Below are 14,094 nucleotides of genomic sequence, written 5' to 3'. Positions count from 1 at the left end.
ATGAGTATTTTAGAAGTTAAAAATTTGAGTCATGGTTTTGGTGACCGTGCAATTTTTGAAGATGTGTCTTTCCGTCTCCTCAAGGGAGAGCATATCGGCTTAGTCGGTGCCAATGGTGAAGGAAAATCAACCTTTATGAGCATCGTGACAGGTAAGATGTTGCCAGATGAAGGGAAGGTGGAGTGGTCCAAATATGTGACTGCTGGCTATCTGGATCAGCACGCTGTGCTAAAGGAAGGTCAAACCGTGCGTGATGTCTTGCGTACAGCCTTTGATGAGCTTTTCAAAGCAGAAGCACGTATCAATGACCTCTATATGGAAATGGCTGAAGACGGAGCGGATATTGACGCGCTGATGGAAGAAGTAGGAGAGCTCCAAGACCGTTTGGAGAGTCGTGATTTCTATACCTTGGATGCTAAGATTGATGAAGTAGCGCGTGCTCTCGGTGTCATGGACTATGGCATGGATACAGATGTAACAGCCTTATCAGGTGGACAAAGAACCAAGGTGCTTTTGGCTAAACTCCTCCTCGAAAAGCCAGATATTTTGCTGCTTGACGAGCCAACCAACTACTTGGATGCTGAACACATTGACTGGCTCAAGCGTTATCTCCAAAACTATGAAAATGCCTTTGTCCTTATTTCGCATGATATTCCTTTCCTCAACGACGTAATCAATATCGTTTACCATGTGGAAAATCAACAGTTGACGCGTTACTCTGGTGACTACTACCAGTTCCAAGAAGTCTATGCCATGAAGAAATCTCAGCTAGAAGCGGCTTACGAACGTCAACAGAAAGAGATTGCCGACCTCAAGGATTTCGTGGCTCGAAACAAAGCCCGTGTTGCAACGCGTAATATGGCCATGTCCCGTCAAAAGAAACTCGACAAGATGGATATTATTGAACTCCAAAGCGAGAAACCAAAGCCATCCTTTGATTTCAAACCGGCTCGTACTCCTGGTCGCTTTATCTTCCAAGCCAAGGACTTGCAGATTGGTTATGACCGTCCCCTTACCAAACCCTTAAACCTCACCTTTGAACGCAATCAAAAGGTTGCCATTATCGGGGCAAATGGTATCGGGAAAACAACTCTCTTGAAGTCTCTCTTGGGCATTATACCGCCAATCGCTGGGGAAGTTGAACGCGGTGATTACCTAGAACTTGGTTATTTTGAGCAAGAAGTAGAAGGTGGCAATCGTCAAACACCTCTAGAAGCGGTCTGGAACGCCTTTCCAGCACTCAATCAGGCAGAAGTTCGTGCAGCCCTTGCTCGTTGTGGTTTGACAACTAAGCATATCGAAAGCCAGATTCAGGTCTTATCAGGTGGGGAACAAGCCAAGGTGCGTTTCTGTCTCTTGATGAACCGTGAAAACAACGTTTTAGTACTTGATGAGCCGACCAACCACTTGGATGTGGATGCCAAGGAAGAACTCAAACGGGCGCTTAAAGAATACAAAGGAAGTATTCTTATGGTTTGCCACGAACCAGACTTTTATGAAGGCTGGATGGACCAAATCTGGGACTTTAACAAGCTAACTTAAAAGCACTAAAAAGGCCAAGTCGAAATGACTTGGCTTTTTTGACTAGTAATTTAAAAAGCTTTCAACTTCAGATTTCTCAATTTCTTTACCGTAGTGGCAAATCGGACAAGAAACGAAGTAACTTTTACCATAAGGAAAAAGTGGAATCCAGTAGAGGGTAAATTTGCGTCCAGTTTCGACAATTTCCCAAGTATCAACATTGTTACAGTGACCACATTCGATCGCTGTTTGCGTATGTCCCAAATCTTTCTGATAACCTTTAGAACCCCAAAATAAAATCATGTCATCGTCTCCTTATCTGTTGATGGCTTATTTTTTGCTGAAGTCGTAGTCTTTCACCACTTCAATACTATCGATGGTGATAGCAGTTGTTGGTTTATCTTTTTCATCTTTCTCAGCCTTGGCAATCTTGTCGACAACATCCATGCCATCGATGACTTGACCAAAGACAGGGTGTTTACCGTCTAGACTAGGATTTCCGCCCTCTTTATAGGCTTCGATGATTTTCTTTGGATACTTGCTGGTAGGGAGTTTAGCAGAAATATCTGTCGAGTTTTGGTTGATGAAGAACTGGCTACCGTTTGTGTTTGGTTGACCAGTGTTAGCCATAGCAAGGGCTCCTCGGATATTGTATAGGTAAGGAGAGATTTCATTTTTGAAACCTGTTCCCTTGTCCTTTGTTTTATCCTTATCATGCCAGATAGATTGGCCCCCTGTACCATCTCCCTTAGGATCTCCAGTTTGGACCATAAATCCATCAATGACACGGTGGAAGGTGATGCCGTTATAGTAGCCTTCCTTAGCGTGAGTAAGGAAGTTTTCAACTGCAAGAGGTGCTAGTTTTGGAAAGAGTTTGATGCGGATATCGCCTTGATTTGTGTGTAAAATGACCTCAGCTTCGTCTTCAGCAACTTCCTTAGAAAGTTGAGGGAAGTTGGCATTTTCATTGGTCAAAGCGTCATTCAAATCTTTGGCAGCCTGAGCAGCCGCTTTTGAGCTTTCTTCAGCTGAGATGCTGGAGTCAACATACTCGTCACCACGGAGACCACGTTGGATACTAGTACATCCAGCAAGGGCTACAGTTGATAGTAAAAGAAGGGTTGCTAGTTTTTTCATTGTTAACCTCTCAAAAATTCATTTCTACCATTGTACCTTAAAAGAAGTTTGATTTCAAATGTTAATGATTTTACTAAAAATTTCTAGTAGTTAAAAAAATCAAAACTCTGTCAAGTTTTTTTCTTGACACCTGTCGAAAATCTGCTATAATAGAACATGTGCTAAATAGCTCAGCTATTTCACCGAAATAAAAAATAAGAAAAGAGACATTAAAAAATGGCAGTTAAAATCCGTTTGACTCGTATGGGTTCTAAGAAAAAACCTTTCTACCGTATCAACGTAGCAGACTCACGTTCACCACGTGACGGACGTTTCATCGAAACAGTTGGAACTTACAACCCACTTGTTGCTGAAAATCAAGTAACTTTGAAAGAAGACCGCGTTCTTGCATGGTTGGCTGATGGAGCTCAACCTTCAGATACAGTTCGCAACATCCTTTCAAAAGAAGGCGTATTGAAAAAATTCCACGATTCTAAATTCTCAAAATAAGTTTAAAGTAGGTTGACAGATGGATACGATTGAAAATCTCATTATTGCGATTGTGAAACCTTTGATTTCACAACCTGATGCCTTAACTATCAAGATTGAAGATACACCAGAGTTTTTGGAGTATCACTTGGATCTTGACCAAAGCGATGTCGGTCGTGTTATCGGTCGTAAGGGTCGCACTATCTCAGCGATAAGAACGATTGTCTACTCTGTCCCAACTGAAGACAAAAAAGTAAGAATCGTTATCGATGAAAAATAAAGAAAGCGGGACAGAAGTCTCGCTTTTTTTTGTGAGGAGGAGAAGATGAAGGATTTAACCTTTAGACAATTACAAGCTTACTTGCTCGAACATTACCAGCAATCTCGAACTGAGGAAGGCCTCTTTATCAAGCTAGTGGAGGAAGTTGGAGAAGTAGCCGAGGTCTTGAATGGGCGCTCTGGTCGAAAAGAGGGTGTCCAGGACTCAAATGAGGAACTAGCCAAAGAACTGGCAGATATTATTCACTACACTGTCGCAATTGCGGCTATCAACGATATTGACCTAACCAAAACTATCTTTGATAAAGATAAAAAAGCAGCCATTAAGTATCAGCACAAACAAGATTTGGAAGGATTTTTGGATAACTTCCAAGAGAACTAGGAGTAATCTCTTTTCACTAATATGAAAGGTTTCTCCTAGCTTACGCTAGCTAGTAAGAAAGAATAGAGAAAGCAATGAAACCAGAGGATTATGCATGGAATGAGTTTGAACGAACTGCCTATAAGACTAAAATGAATCACCTACCCAGTCCTTACAAAGTTGCCATTTGGGATGACTCTGAGAAAAGATTGGAGCTAGAACAAATACTGGATAGACTTCCTCAGGAAGAACTAGCTCGATGGGCATTAGAGAACTCGCAAGATTTCTTATCTTTAATTGATATCGGTGATGAAGGTGAGAAAAATAAAATAATTCGGCAAACTTATGAGGCTTTTGATGCACGATTGAGAAATGAGTTCTCATCTCATGAGTTGAGAAAAGCAGGTTTCGCAGCAAATCTCCTCTCTAAAAATGCCCAAAATCAAATCGCTAAGTACGCTGCCAGAGTCTTTGTACAAGCTATTTCAACAGCCCATATGAGAGGACACGCCATCGTTTCCGCGGATTATGCTATCAAAGTAAGGAATCTCCAAGAGGCAGATAAGCTAGAACTTGTAAGAAAAGAACGAGAAAAGCAGATCAGACTGGCTGAATCCTTTTTAGCTAATGTAATAGATAAACGGTTAAAGAAGGAATAAAATACCAATCCTAGAAATAGCATCTAGGATTCTACTATGCTACAATGGAAAGGCAGTCTCAAAGAATTCTAGCCAATCAATCTTGAGAATAGCTATTTTTAAAGGGAGTAACATTCTATGAACGAGAAAACAAAAGCTTACCTAGCAGCCTTATCTTTTTCAGCCATCATTGGTTTTTCTTTTTTATTTACAAAGATTGCTTTAAGCTATGCCAGTCCTCTCACAAACTTAGCACATCGCTATACAATCGCTGCTTTGGTATTGGTCGTCCTTCATCAAACCAAAGTTATCAAAGTGAGTTTAAGTAGAAAAGATATTCTTTCTATTCTTCCTATGAGTCTTTTCTATCCACTTCTCTTTTTTATTTTTCAATTTTTTGCCTTACAGTATATATCGTCTTCTGAAGCAGGAATTTTACAAGCACTTGTCCCGATTTTTACTCTCTTTTTGGCATCGGTCTTTCTCAAGGAAAAGACAAGCTTGCTGCAAAAGTTCTTTTTAATTTTATCCGTAGCAGGAGTAGTTTTCATCTTCCTTAGCAAAGGAGCGAACTTTAGCACGGAAACTGCTAGCTTGGGCTTTCTCTTGATGTTGGGATCCGTTCTTGCCAATGCGATAAACAATATCCTCAGCAAGGCTAAAGGAGGTCGCTATCGGGCCGTGGATATGACAGCTGTTGTGATATTTGTTGGCTTCGTCACCTTTAATATACTGAGTATGACCTCTCACTATCTAGAGGGGAACATATTAGCTTACTTTGCGCTACTTGGACAGGTATCTTATCTGCTTTCCATCCTCTATTTGGAAATTCTAGCTTCTATCGTGACTGGTAGTCTCTCTATCTATGCTATCGTTCGCCTCGGCGCATCAACCGTCAGTGTCTTTGGCAATCTTGGAACAGTTTTGACCATTCTAGCTGGAGCTCTTATCTTCCACGAACCAATTTATAGCTACCATGTGATAGGAGCAACTTTGATTATTGCTGGAATCTTAGGCATGAATCTGATGAGAAAAAAGTAAAGATTGCTTAGCAGTCTTTTTCTTTACCTAAATGATGCAGAAAATTCAAAATTTTTAATGAAATCAAGTTTAGAAGACCATGATTTTAATATAGCATGATAAAATAGATACAAAGAATGATATCAGGATAAAGAGGAGCGAATGTAGTAATGAAGCCAAATGATATTGCTGAAGCTATTGCTTTTTATAACAGAGAACCCGAGACTTTGGAACGTCACATTATACCAGTATTAGATTGTGATTTGGTTGTTTATCATCGTCCTGGAAGCGCACGCAAAGGGCATATTATTTTTTATCATGGAGCTTGTGGACGCAGTCAGATGTGGGCCCACCAGTATGATGCTTTTGACGGTTTTGATCTTTACTTTGTCAATGTTAGAGGGCAGGGTGAATCACCTATGAAAGTTGGACTTCCCGACCTGGAAGGCGCTGTTCAAGATGTAGATGCTATTTTGTCCTATTTCCAGTTGGATAAGGTGATATTGGTTGGTCATTCTTGGGGCGGAAATCCACTTCAAGAGTACACCTATCGCCATCCAGAAAGGGTCCTAGCCTTAGTCATGGTAGATTGTTGGGGACAGCATCGATACCTATCAGATAAAGAAAGAGGTCGAATCAAATATAGTTCTCTTATGTACAAGACGATTCCTTGGAAGGTGATTGCTGATAAAAATTCAAAAATGTGTACTGATAACCCTATCACAAGAGAATTGGTCAAGACGGCCATCATAGAAACTGGGCGAGATGTTTTCTTGAACCTTGGAATCACAGGTTTCTTGGCAGTTCATGAGATAGAAGGATATCAAGGAAATCCTCCCATGCTATTAGTAAGAGGTGAAAACGATTTTCCCAAACACCTAAAGAAAATTTATGATGGCATCATTGCTCTAAATCCCAATGCGCGTCAAGTAACGATTTCAGATAGCAAACACCAACCTATGAATGACCATCCTGAAGAGTTTAATCAGCTTATAGGTGAATTTTTTGAAGAAGTAGTAGGCCCCTAAGATAGGATCTATCCAACTTGTGAAAATCCTTGGAACGTGATAAAATAAAGGATAAGGATTTTTAATAATTCATTATATAGAATGAGTGGAATTCTTTATGAAGAGGATTGAAGTAACGACAGAAATTGGTAGTCTCTCTGTTACTTATCAAAAGAAAAAGAAAGTGCTAGTTTGTCTCAATGGAGCAGGTTTGATACCAAGTTATGAAAATTTTTCACTTATACTTGAAAAACTTCCTCCCACAATTGGTTATTTGACAATTGATTTTCCAAACACAGGTAGAAGTCCGATTCATGACCAAGCTGGAAAAAATTTAGATAACCTTGCAGATGCGGTTTATCAAGTACTTGAAGAGTTGGCGATTTCTGAATATATATTTTGTGTACATAGTTTGAGTGGAATTTTAGCTTGCAAATTGCTGAACAAATCAATTAAGTGTCAGGCTTTAGTAGCAATTGAACCGACAACAAAAAAAGTAATGTTTGCTGATTTTTCAGAAAATCCTTATCCAGAAATGGAAGAGCAGATGAGGTTGATTGACGAGTGTGGTCCTGAACTTTATTTTAAGAACTTAACTCAAGCAACATTTAGCCCTGAAATTAATAAAGAAATCTGGGAAATAATGCAAGAAAAAGGTTTAGAGTTGGAAAATCAAGATACAGAATTTCGAATATCTGGAGAGATTACTGAGGAAGATTTTGAGAATGTATCTATCGAATCTTATATCCCTGTATTTATTTTTTGTCAGCCTTATAGAGAGAAAGAGTACAGAGACTCAGAATATTGGACTTCTTATACTAAACTCATTTTAGGAGGGAATCACCATTATTTACAATGGTCTGAATCAGAAAAAATTGCGAATATTATTCGAGAATTGTCAGAATAAGATGGAAAGAAGGAGAGTACAGGAGACAAGATGAACTACTTTAATGTTGGGAAAATCGTCAATACACAGGGGCTACAGGGTGAGATGAGAGTCTTGTCTGTGACGGATTTTGCTGAGGAACGCTTTAAAAAAGGGGCAGAGCTAGCTTTATTTGATGAAAAAGATCAGTTTGTCCAAACAGTGACCATTGCTAGCCACCGTAAGCATAAGAATTTTGATATTATCAAATTCAAAGATATGTACCATATCAATGCGATTGAAAAATTCAAAGGGTACAGTCTCAAGGTCTCTGAGGAAGACCTAAATGATTTAGACGATGGGGAATTCTACTATCACGAGATTATTGGTTTGGAAGTTTATGAGGGAGACAACTTGATTGGAACCATCAAGGAAATTCTTCAACCAGGTGCCAATGATGTCTGGGTGGTCAAGCGAAAAGGCAAGCGTGATTTGCTTTTACCTTACATTCCGCCAGTAGTTCTCCATGTTGATATTCCAAACAAGCGGGTCCAAGTGGAAATCATAGAAGGACTAGACGATGAAGATTGATATTTTAACCCTCTTTCCTGAGATGTTTTCTCCGCTGGAGCACTCGATTGTTGGAAAGGCTCGAGAAAAAGGGCTCTTGGATATCCAGTATCATAATTTCAGAGAATATGCTGAAAAGGCCCGTCATGTTGATGATGAGCCCTACGGAGGTGGGCAAGGAATGTTGCTCCGTGCCCAACCTATTTTCGATGCCTTTGACGCCATTGAAAAGAAAAATCCCCGCGTCATTCTACTCGATCCTGCTGGGAAACAGTTCGATCAAGCCTACGCTGAGGATTTGGTTCAAGAAGAGGAACTGATCTTTATCTGCGGTCACTACGAAGGGTATGACGAGCGCATCAAGACCTTGGTAACCGATGAAATTTCCCTAGGAGATTATGTCCTGACTGGTGGTGAATTGGCTGCTATGACCATGATTGATGCAACGGTTCGCTTGATACCAGAAGTGATTGGCAAGGAGTCTAGTCATCAGGACGATAGCTTTTCTTCAGGTCTTCTCGAATATCCTCAGTATACACGCCCTTATGACTATCGTGGCATGGTGGTTCCAGATGTGCTCATGAGTGGGCACCATGAAAAGATTCGCCAGTGGCGGCTCTATGAAAGTCTAAAGAAAACCTACGAGCGCAGACCTGACCTGCTAGAAAACTATCAACTAACAGCCGAGGAAGAAAAGATGCTGGCTGAAATCAAAGAAAACAAAGAATAAAGGAGAACCTTATGCAAGTAATCAAACGCAATGGAGAAATTGCTGAATTTGATCCAGATAAAATTTACCAAGCTGTCCTAAAAGCAGCTCAAACAGTTTATGTTTTGACTGATGACCTACGTCAAAACTTAGCTCAAGTTACTAAAAAAGTCGTTTTGGACTTGGAAGAAGCAAAAGTAGAACGTGCGACTATCAGCATGATCCAGTCAATGGTTGAGCACCGCTTACTTGGAGCTGGTTACATTACCATTGCAGAACACTATATCTCTTATCGCTTGCAACGCGATTTGGAGAGAAGTGGTTATGGCGACCATATCGCCGTTCATCTTCATTTTGAACAAATCCGTTAAGAAAAAGAGTGGGATGCAAAGAACATCTCACTCTTTCTTAAATAGACTTTTCTGAGCTTTTTGTACAGTTGAGGGAACGAAACGAAGTCGCTTAATGTCACTGATACGAATGATTCGAGTTACGTTTTTTGAAAAATTTTTGACGATAATTTGTTGGCGATTAGCATCGTGTTTAACAATATCACCCGTAAAACTTGTCTCAGCAAGTATGACATGAATAGTCGACTTTTTCTGGATGGCTTGTTCAATCATAGCAGTGAGGGAGTTGTCCTCGATTTGAGGATGATCATCATTCCCATTGAGAAAACCATGTAGTTTATCTAGAACTAGTTTGAATGTCTGTCTCATAGAATCCTCCCTTCTTATATATCCACATTATATAAAATTTTCTTAAAAACCACAAGATTTTTACGAATAGACTATAGAAAGCATATCACATAAAGGAGTTAAAATGGCAGAATTTACATTTGAGATCGAAGAACACTTGCTCACCTTGTCTGAAAATGACAAAGGATGGACAAAAGAACTAAATCGCGTTAGCTTTAATGGAGCACCAGCAAAGTTTGATATTCGTTCTTGGAGTCCTGACCATACTAAAATGGGCAAAGGAATCACGCTTTCCAATGAAGAATTTCAGGTAATGGTCGATGCCTTTAAAGGGGGACAATAAAAAGAATCTTGAGTGCAACTCAAGATTCTTTTTTAGGACACAATATAGTCACAGAGAGAAGTCTTAGATAATTGAATGAAAGTCTCTCTATACTCTTCAGGTGGAATTGGATTATCTTTACGAATCCAGACTTCAATGAAAGAGATTGCCATGGTCGTAATGATATAAGCGATGTCCTCTTTATTAAAATTATATTTCAGTTGGTAATTGACATTCTTTAGTACCCACTCTGAGTATATTCCACGCAGAAATTCCTTCCAACATGGGTCGGCTTGTGTAGTATACAAGGTGTTAATAACTTCCCTTTTTTCGTATATGAGAGGAAGTATATGGTCTGCTAAAAAGCTGATAGGATCTCCATCATTGCTAGGGCAGTACTTATTAAAGACGTTAAAAATGTCCTGATTGGTCTCTTCGTGAATGTATTCGATAATATCTTCAAAGTTGTTAAAATGCTTTTGATAAATCGCTTGTCGTGAAATACCAGCTTCAGCAGCAATTTCAGTCATGGTAAAAGAAGAGCGCAGAGGGTTCTTCTTAGCAAGTGTGATGAGTGAATTAATAATTAAGTCACGAGTATTCTTTGGCATGATTTCACCTTTCTATTTATAATTATTTACAGTTGTTTTTGAATGAAGAAAAATCAAAATAATCAAGTTAATATAAATAATCAATGAACATTAATTTTTCTGAATCTTTTAGGTAGCTCTATTGTATCACAAATAATTTATAAAATATAGCTCTATCAGTGAAAATGCGTTTTCTGAAAATTCCTATTACATCAGTATTTTTAGAAAATTCTCATAATAATGCCGTATTATTTGAGGTATAAAAATAATATATCTAAATAATTGACACCGTGTAAACAAATAACTTGATAAATTAAAGGATTTTTATAAAAATACTTGATGATATGTAGTATAATAGTTCTGGTAAATATTTTGCTATATTTCCTCTCTGACCTAAGAGTAGTGATGCTCCTGCTAGAGATTGAATTGAATTATTTTTTTGAATAGTACAAAACGTGTAGATATTTCCTCAAGCACATGTTACAGATAGTTTATTATGTAGCAAATTATGCGATTGAAAGGGGTGTTGCCTATTGGAGCGAGATGACACGTTGTTCAATCAATTTCAATCATTTAGAAAGGAAAGTCATGAGATTTAAAAAATTGTGGCTCTATATTTTAACGCCACTCTTAGTTCTATTTGGTTCTGCTGCTTTGACAAATACTGTTCAAGCGCAAGAACTTAAAAATGTCATTACCAAAGTTGGTATCTGGGAGACTGATAATGGTAAGTTTGTAACTCCTGATGCAAAAGGGGTATACAATCTTGCACCTCAAAATCAAGCTTACGAAAACTACAAGTTTGCTGCTGATTTTGATTTGAGTGCTTACGATGGTAAGTTGAATGATGGTGATACATTTACATTCACTGTCCCAGCTCCTTTGTCAGTTCGTGCTGAAAACTTTGAACTCAAAGATAAAGAAACAGATACTGCTGTAGGTGATGCAACTGTTGTTTCTAATGGAGACAATCAAGGTGGTAAAGTTACTATCACTTTGAAAAACCTTGCTGAATACCTTAAGAAAAAAGGTGGTACAGAAGTTCGAGGCGTTTCAGGTACTTTCTATGTAGCTTTCAGCTCTAAGAAAGAAACAGAAGAAGAATCAATTCAACTTGATAAGACTGAAACAAAAGATGATGTCAACTTCAAGATGAAGTTCAAAAAAGGTGGAGAAATTGACTATTCTCAGGGTATTGGTAAAACAAACATTAGTAAAGTTAATGGTACTATCAATAAAGAAAAATGGGAATCAGCCCTCCTTGGAAAATCAGGAGATTACATTCACAAGTGGAATCTTCGTGTAAACCCTAAACAAGCTGAGTACAACAAGATTGTAGTTCGTGACTGGGTTGACAAAGACTACTCACCAATGCAAATCATCCCTGAGTCAATCGTGGTTACTGCTGGTTACTACAACAAAGTTTATGCTTTAGTTGATGATGTAACTCTTGAAGCAGGAAAAGACTACGAAATCAAGTGGAATGATTCTTACACTGAGTTCACTATTACCTTTAACAATGCTAAAGCAATTCGTGCTACAAACGGTAAAGCAGCAGCATTCCGTATCTTATATAACACAACAGCGCCAGCTGATGGAACAAAAGTTCAAAATAATGCTGAAATTACAGCTGATGACCAAGTTCTTCCAGTGAGCGACGATCGTACTGAAACTGTTACAAAAGTTATCGGTAACTCAACAGTTACATCAGGTGGTACTATCCAGCTGAAAACTGGTTACCGTATCACGTTGTACAAAGTAGATGAAAAATCACTTGACCGTCTTGCAGGAGCTAAATTTAAAATCACTCCTCCAGAGGGTGCAACTACAGCACAAGAAGAAACAGTAACAACAGACGCTAGTGGTGTTGCCCAGTCTGCAATCTACACTGATGAGGACGTTAAGAAGGGTGAATTCACCATTACTGAGATTGAAGCTCCTAAAGGTTACCAATTGGATTCTACGCCAATCAAAGTAACTGTTGGCCAAGAAGGTGTTATCAAAACAATCTCAAACAAACGCAACAGCACAAAAGCTCAAATCCAGGCAATTAAAAAATTGACTGGTCGAGCTATGAAAGCTGGTGAGTTTGAATTTGACTTGTTCGATGACAAGACAAATAAAGTTGTTGAAACAGTAACAAATGATGCGGAAGGAAATATCAACTTTGCTGAATTGACATTTGACAAAGCTGGTACATACAACTACCACATTGTTGAGAAAAAAGCGAACACAACTGAAAAAGGTGTTACTTACGATGCCAACCCTGTTGGCGTAACAGTTACTGTATCAGCAGATGCTGAAGGCAAATTATCTGCAGCTGTCGCATACGAAAACGATGATAAGACTTTTGAAAACACATACGCTGCTGAGAAAACGTCAGCTCCTATTGAAGTAACAAAAGCTCTTTCAGGTCGTACCTTGAAAGCTGATGAGTTTGAATTCGTTTTGAAGAATGACGCAGATGGTTCAGAACTTCAAAAAGTGAAGAACACTGCTGATGGTAAGGTCGCATTTGCACCAATCGAATACACTAAAGCTGGCACTTACAAGTACACTATCGTTGAAACAAACGCTGGACAAACTATTGACGGTGTAACATACGATAGTCTCGAAGTTAAAGTCACAGTAGAAGTTACAGACGATGGTGAAGGAAATCTTACTGCCAACGTAACATATCCAGCGGACAAAGAATTCAACAACAGCTACGGAGCTTCAAAAACTCCAGCTACTCTTGCCGTTAAGAAAACACTTACTGGTCGTGAGTTGAAAGCTGATGAGTTTGAATTTACTTTGACAGACCAAGATGGTAACGTGAAAGAAACAGTCAAGAATGACAAAGATGGAAACGTTAAGTTCTCAGCCTTGGAATTCGATAAAGCTGGAACTTTCACTTACAAGATTGCTGAAAAAGCTGGAACTGCTACAGGCATCACGTACGACTCGAAAACAATCACAGCTACAGTTACTGTAGCGGACAATGGTAAAGGTGCCCTTGAAGCAACTGTTACTTACGACGATGAAAAAGCATTCGAGAACACTTACACTCCAGCCGGGGCTACAAGTGTAACTCTTGGAGCTAAGAAAGTTCTTGAAGGTAAAGACCTTGAAGCAGGTAAATACAGCTTTGAACTGAAGAAAGCAGACGGAACTGTTGTTGAAACAGTGACAAACGCCGCTGATGGAACAGTGACCTTCTCACCAATCTCATATGATGAGAGCCAAGTGGGAACTCACAAGTACACTATCTCTGAAGTTGCTGGAACTGAAACAGGAATCACTTACGATAAGACAGTTCAAGAAGTTGAAGTAACGGTTGAGAAAGTAAGTGCAACTGAATTGAAAGCAACAGCTTCAAAAGAAGCGAACGATCTTGTATTTACAAACACTTACACTCCAGCGAAAACTGAAGTTCCTGTGAAGAAAGTATGGAAGGACGAGAACAACCAAGATGGTAAACGTCCATCTTCTGTCACAGTTAAATTGCTTGCGGATGGTCAAGATACTGGTAAGACACTTGAGCTTAACGCCGCAAACAACTGGGCTGGAAGCTTCACAAACCTTGATGCTGATAAAGGCGGCACACCTATTAAGTACACAGTAGTAGAAGTAACTGTTGCTGGTTACACTTCAGAAGTTACTGGTGACGCTGCATCAGGATTCACCATCACAAATAGTTATTCACCAGAAACAGTTGATGTAAAAGCAACTAAGAACTGGGATGACGCGAATAACCAAGACGGCAAACGTCCAACTAAGATTACAATCAATCTTTTAGCAGACGGTCAGAAAGTTGATTCGAAAGAAGTTCAAGCAGCCGCAGACGGAACTTGGACTGTCGAATTCACGAAATTAGCAAAATATAAAGCTGGTAAAGAAATCAAATACACTGTAACAGAAGAAGCCGTA

17 protein-coding genes are annotated in these 14,094 nt (G+C 39.2%); 13 read left to right on the top strand and 4 right to left on the bottom strand.

Features of this window, described 5'->3' with window-relative positions:
• Positions 1-1,542, top strand: coding sequence for an ABC-F family ATP-binding cassette domain-containing protein (locus ADM50_RS07175; RefSeq protein ID WP_049485069.1), 1,542 nt, complete (start codon positions 1-3; stop codon positions 1,540-1,542).
• Positions 1,543-1,584: 42 nt separating this feature from the next.
• On the opposite strand, the gene ADM50_RS07170 is transcribed toward ADM50_RS07175, so the two are convergent.
• Both ADM50_RS07170 and ADM50_RS07165 read right to left on the bottom strand, forming a co-directional pair.
• Positions 1,585-1,824 (bottom strand): zinc-ribbon domain-containing protein, encoded by a 240-nt coding sequence (locus ADM50_RS07170; protein ID WP_000600215.1) that lies wholly within the window; start codon positions 1,822-1,824, stop codon positions 1,585-1,587.
• A 27-nt stretch (positions 1,825-1,851) separates the two neighbouring features.
• On the bottom strand, positions 1,852-2,658 hold the full coding sequence (locus ADM50_RS07165; protein ID WP_049485067.1) for a peptidylprolyl isomerase: 807 nt from the start codon (positions 2,656-2,658) through the stop codon (positions 1,852-1,854).
• A 216-nt stretch (positions 2,659-2,874) separates the two neighbouring features.
• On the opposite strand from ADM50_RS07165, the gene rpsP reads away from it, so the two are divergent.
• The 10 genes from rpsP (at position 2,875) to ADM50_RS07115 (ending at position 8,946) form a co-directional block, all read left to right on the top strand.
• Positions 2,875-3,147, top strand: a complete 273-nt coding sequence (gene rpsP, locus ADM50_RS07160; protein WP_000268760.1) for a 30S ribosomal protein S16 — start codon at positions 2,875-2,877, stop codon at positions 3,145-3,147.
• Positions 3,148-3,166: 19 nt separating this feature from the next.
• A complete protein-coding gene (kphA, locus tag ADM50_RS07155) occupies positions 3,167-3,406 on the top strand; it encodes an RNA-binding protein KphA (protein WP_000379617.1) in 240 nt (79 codons plus the stop codon).
• Positions 3,407-3,451: 45 nt separating this feature from the next.
• Positions 3,452-3,787, top strand: a complete 336-nt coding sequence (locus ADM50_RS07150; protein WP_049485066.1) for a MazG nucleotide pyrophosphohydrolase domain-containing protein — start codon at positions 3,452-3,454, stop codon at positions 3,785-3,787.
• Between the two features lie 74 nt (positions 3,788-3,861).
• Positions 3,862-4,425 carry a putative immunity protein gene (locus ADM50_RS07145; RefSeq protein ID WP_049485065.1) on the top strand — a complete coding sequence of 188 codons (564 nt, stop codon included), beginning with the start codon at positions 3,862-3,864 and terminating at the stop codon, positions 4,423-4,425.
• A 117-nt stretch (positions 4,426-4,542) separates the two neighbouring features.
• Positions 4,543-5,445 carry a DMT family transporter gene (locus ADM50_RS07140; protein WP_049485063.1) on the top strand — a complete coding sequence of 301 codons (903 nt, stop codon included), beginning with the start codon at positions 4,543-4,545 and terminating at the stop codon, positions 5,443-5,445.
• A gap of 149 nt (positions 5,446-5,594) precedes the next feature.
• Positions 5,595-6,452, top strand: coding sequence for an alpha/beta fold hydrolase (locus ADM50_RS07135; protein WP_049485062.1), 858 nt, complete (start codon positions 5,595-5,597; stop codon positions 6,450-6,452).
• A gap of 97 nt (positions 6,453-6,549) precedes the next feature.
• Positions 6,550-7,338, top strand: a complete 789-nt coding sequence (locus ADM50_RS07130) for an alpha/beta fold hydrolase (protein ID WP_049485061.1) — start codon at positions 6,550-6,552, stop codon at positions 7,336-7,338.
• 30 nt (positions 7,339-7,368) lie between these two features.
• On the top strand, positions 7,369-7,887 hold the full coding sequence (rimM, locus tag ADM50_RS07125; protein ID WP_049485060.1) for a ribosome maturation factor RimM: 519 nt from the start codon (positions 7,369-7,371) through the stop codon (positions 7,885-7,887).
• Complete coding sequence (gene trmD / locus ADM50_RS07120) at positions 7,877-8,596, top strand: tRNA (guanosine(37)-N1)-methyltransferase TrmD (RefSeq protein ID WP_049485058.1); 720 nt, start codon at positions 7,877-7,879, stop codon at positions 8,594-8,596. The genes rimM and trmD overlap by 11 nt, the downstream gene beginning before the upstream one ends.
• A gap of 11 nt (positions 8,597-8,607) precedes the next feature.
• Positions 8,608-8,946 carry an ATP cone domain-containing protein gene (locus tag ADM50_RS07115; RefSeq protein ID WP_001196045.1) on the top strand — a complete coding sequence of 113 codons (339 nt, stop codon included), beginning with the start codon at positions 8,608-8,610 and terminating at the stop codon, positions 8,944-8,946.
• Positions 8,947-8,973: 27 nt separating this feature from the next.
• Here ADM50_RS07115 and ADM50_RS07110 read toward each other — a convergent pair whose 3' ends face one another.
• Positions 8,974-9,294, bottom strand: a complete 321-nt coding sequence (locus tag ADM50_RS07110) for a eukaryotic translation initiation factor 4 gamma (RefSeq protein ID WP_049485057.1) — start codon at positions 9,292-9,294, stop codon at positions 8,974-8,976.
• Positions 9,295-9,397: 103 nt separating this feature from the next.
• On the opposite strand from ADM50_RS07110, the gene ADM50_RS07105 reads away from it, so the two are divergent.
• The gene (locus ADM50_RS07105; RefSeq protein ID WP_000807419.1) at positions 9,398-9,616 is read left to right on the top strand and encodes a YdbC family protein; all 219 of its coding nucleotides are present in this window, start codon (positions 9,398-9,400) and stop codon (positions 9,614-9,616) included.
• 32 nt (positions 9,617-9,648) lie between these two features.
• On the opposite strand, the gene ADM50_RS07100 is transcribed toward ADM50_RS07105, so the two are convergent.
• Complete coding sequence (locus ADM50_RS07100; RefSeq protein ID WP_049485056.1) at positions 9,649-10,206, bottom strand: TetR/AcrR family transcriptional regulator; 558 nt, start codon at positions 10,204-10,206, stop codon at positions 9,649-9,651.
• A 567-nt stretch (positions 10,207-10,773) separates the two neighbouring features.
• Between ADM50_RS07100 and ADM50_RS07095 the strand changes: the two genes are divergently transcribed.
• A partial coding sequence (locus ADM50_RS07095; RefSeq protein WP_049485055.1) for a Spy0128 family protein occupies positions 10,774-14,094 on the top strand: 3,321 nt, incomplete at its 3' end.

It is taken from the genome of Streptococcus oralis, assembly GCF_001075675.1.
GTDB classification, from domain to species: domain Bacteria; phylum Bacillota; class Bacilli; order Lactobacillales; family Streptococcaceae; genus Streptococcus; species Streptococcus oralis_V.
This window is presented reverse-complemented; position numbering and strand designations above follow the sequence as displayed.

Bases quoted from the DNA above. Each gene is read 5' to 3' on its own strand.
- ADM50_RS07175 (WP_049485069.1), top strand. From the start codon at position 1: ATGAGTATTTTAGAAGTTAAAAATTTGAGTCATGGTTTTGGTGACCGT.
- ADM50_RS07170 (WP_000600215.1), bottom strand. From the start codon at position 1,824: ATGATTTTATTTTGGGGTTCTAAAGGTTATCAGAAAGATTTGGGACAT.
- ADM50_RS07165 (WP_049485067.1), bottom strand. From the start codon at position 2,658: ATGAAAAAACTAGCAACCCTTCTTTTACTATCAACTGTAGCCCTTGCT.
- rpsP (WP_000268760.1), top strand. From the start codon at position 2,875: ATGGCAGTTAAAATCCGTTTGACTCGTATGGGTTCTAAGAAAAAACCT.
- kphA (WP_000379617.1), top strand. From the start codon at position 3,167: ATGGATACGATTGAAAATCTCATTATTGCGATTGTGAAACCTTTGATT.
- ADM50_RS07150 (WP_049485066.1), top strand. From the start codon at position 3,452: ATGAAGGATTTAACCTTTAGACAATTACAAGCTTACTTGCTCGAACAT.
- ADM50_RS07145 (WP_049485065.1), top strand. From the start codon at position 3,862: ATGAAACCAGAGGATTATGCATGGAATGAGTTTGAACGAACTGCCTAT.
- ADM50_RS07140 (WP_049485063.1), top strand. From the start codon at position 4,543: ATGAACGAGAAAACAAAAGCTTACCTAGCAGCCTTATCTTTTTCAGCC.
- ADM50_RS07135 (WP_049485062.1), top strand. From the start codon at position 5,595: ATGAAGCCAAATGATATTGCTGAAGCTATTGCTTTTTATAACAGAGAA.
- ADM50_RS07130 (WP_049485061.1), top strand. From the start codon at position 6,550: ATGAAGAGGATTGAAGTAACGACAGAAATTGGTAGTCTCTCTGTTACT.
- rimM (WP_049485060.1), top strand. From the start codon at position 7,369: ATGAACTACTTTAATGTTGGGAAAATCGTCAATACACAGGGGCTACAG.
- trmD (WP_049485058.1), top strand. From the start codon at position 7,877: ATGAAGATTGATATTTTAACCCTCTTTCCTGAGATGTTTTCTCCGCTG.
- ADM50_RS07115 (WP_001196045.1), top strand. From the start codon at position 8,608: ATGCAAGTAATCAAACGCAATGGAGAAATTGCTGAATTTGATCCAGAT.
- ADM50_RS07110 (WP_049485057.1), bottom strand. From the start codon at position 9,294: ATGAGACAGACATTCAAACTAGTTCTAGATAAACTACATGGTTTTCTC.
- ADM50_RS07105 (WP_000807419.1), top strand. From the start codon at position 9,398: ATGGCAGAATTTACATTTGAGATCGAAGAACACTTGCTCACCTTGTCT.
- ADM50_RS07100 (WP_049485056.1), bottom strand. From the start codon at position 10,206: ATGCCAAAGAATACTCGTGACTTAATTATTAATTCACTCATCACACTT.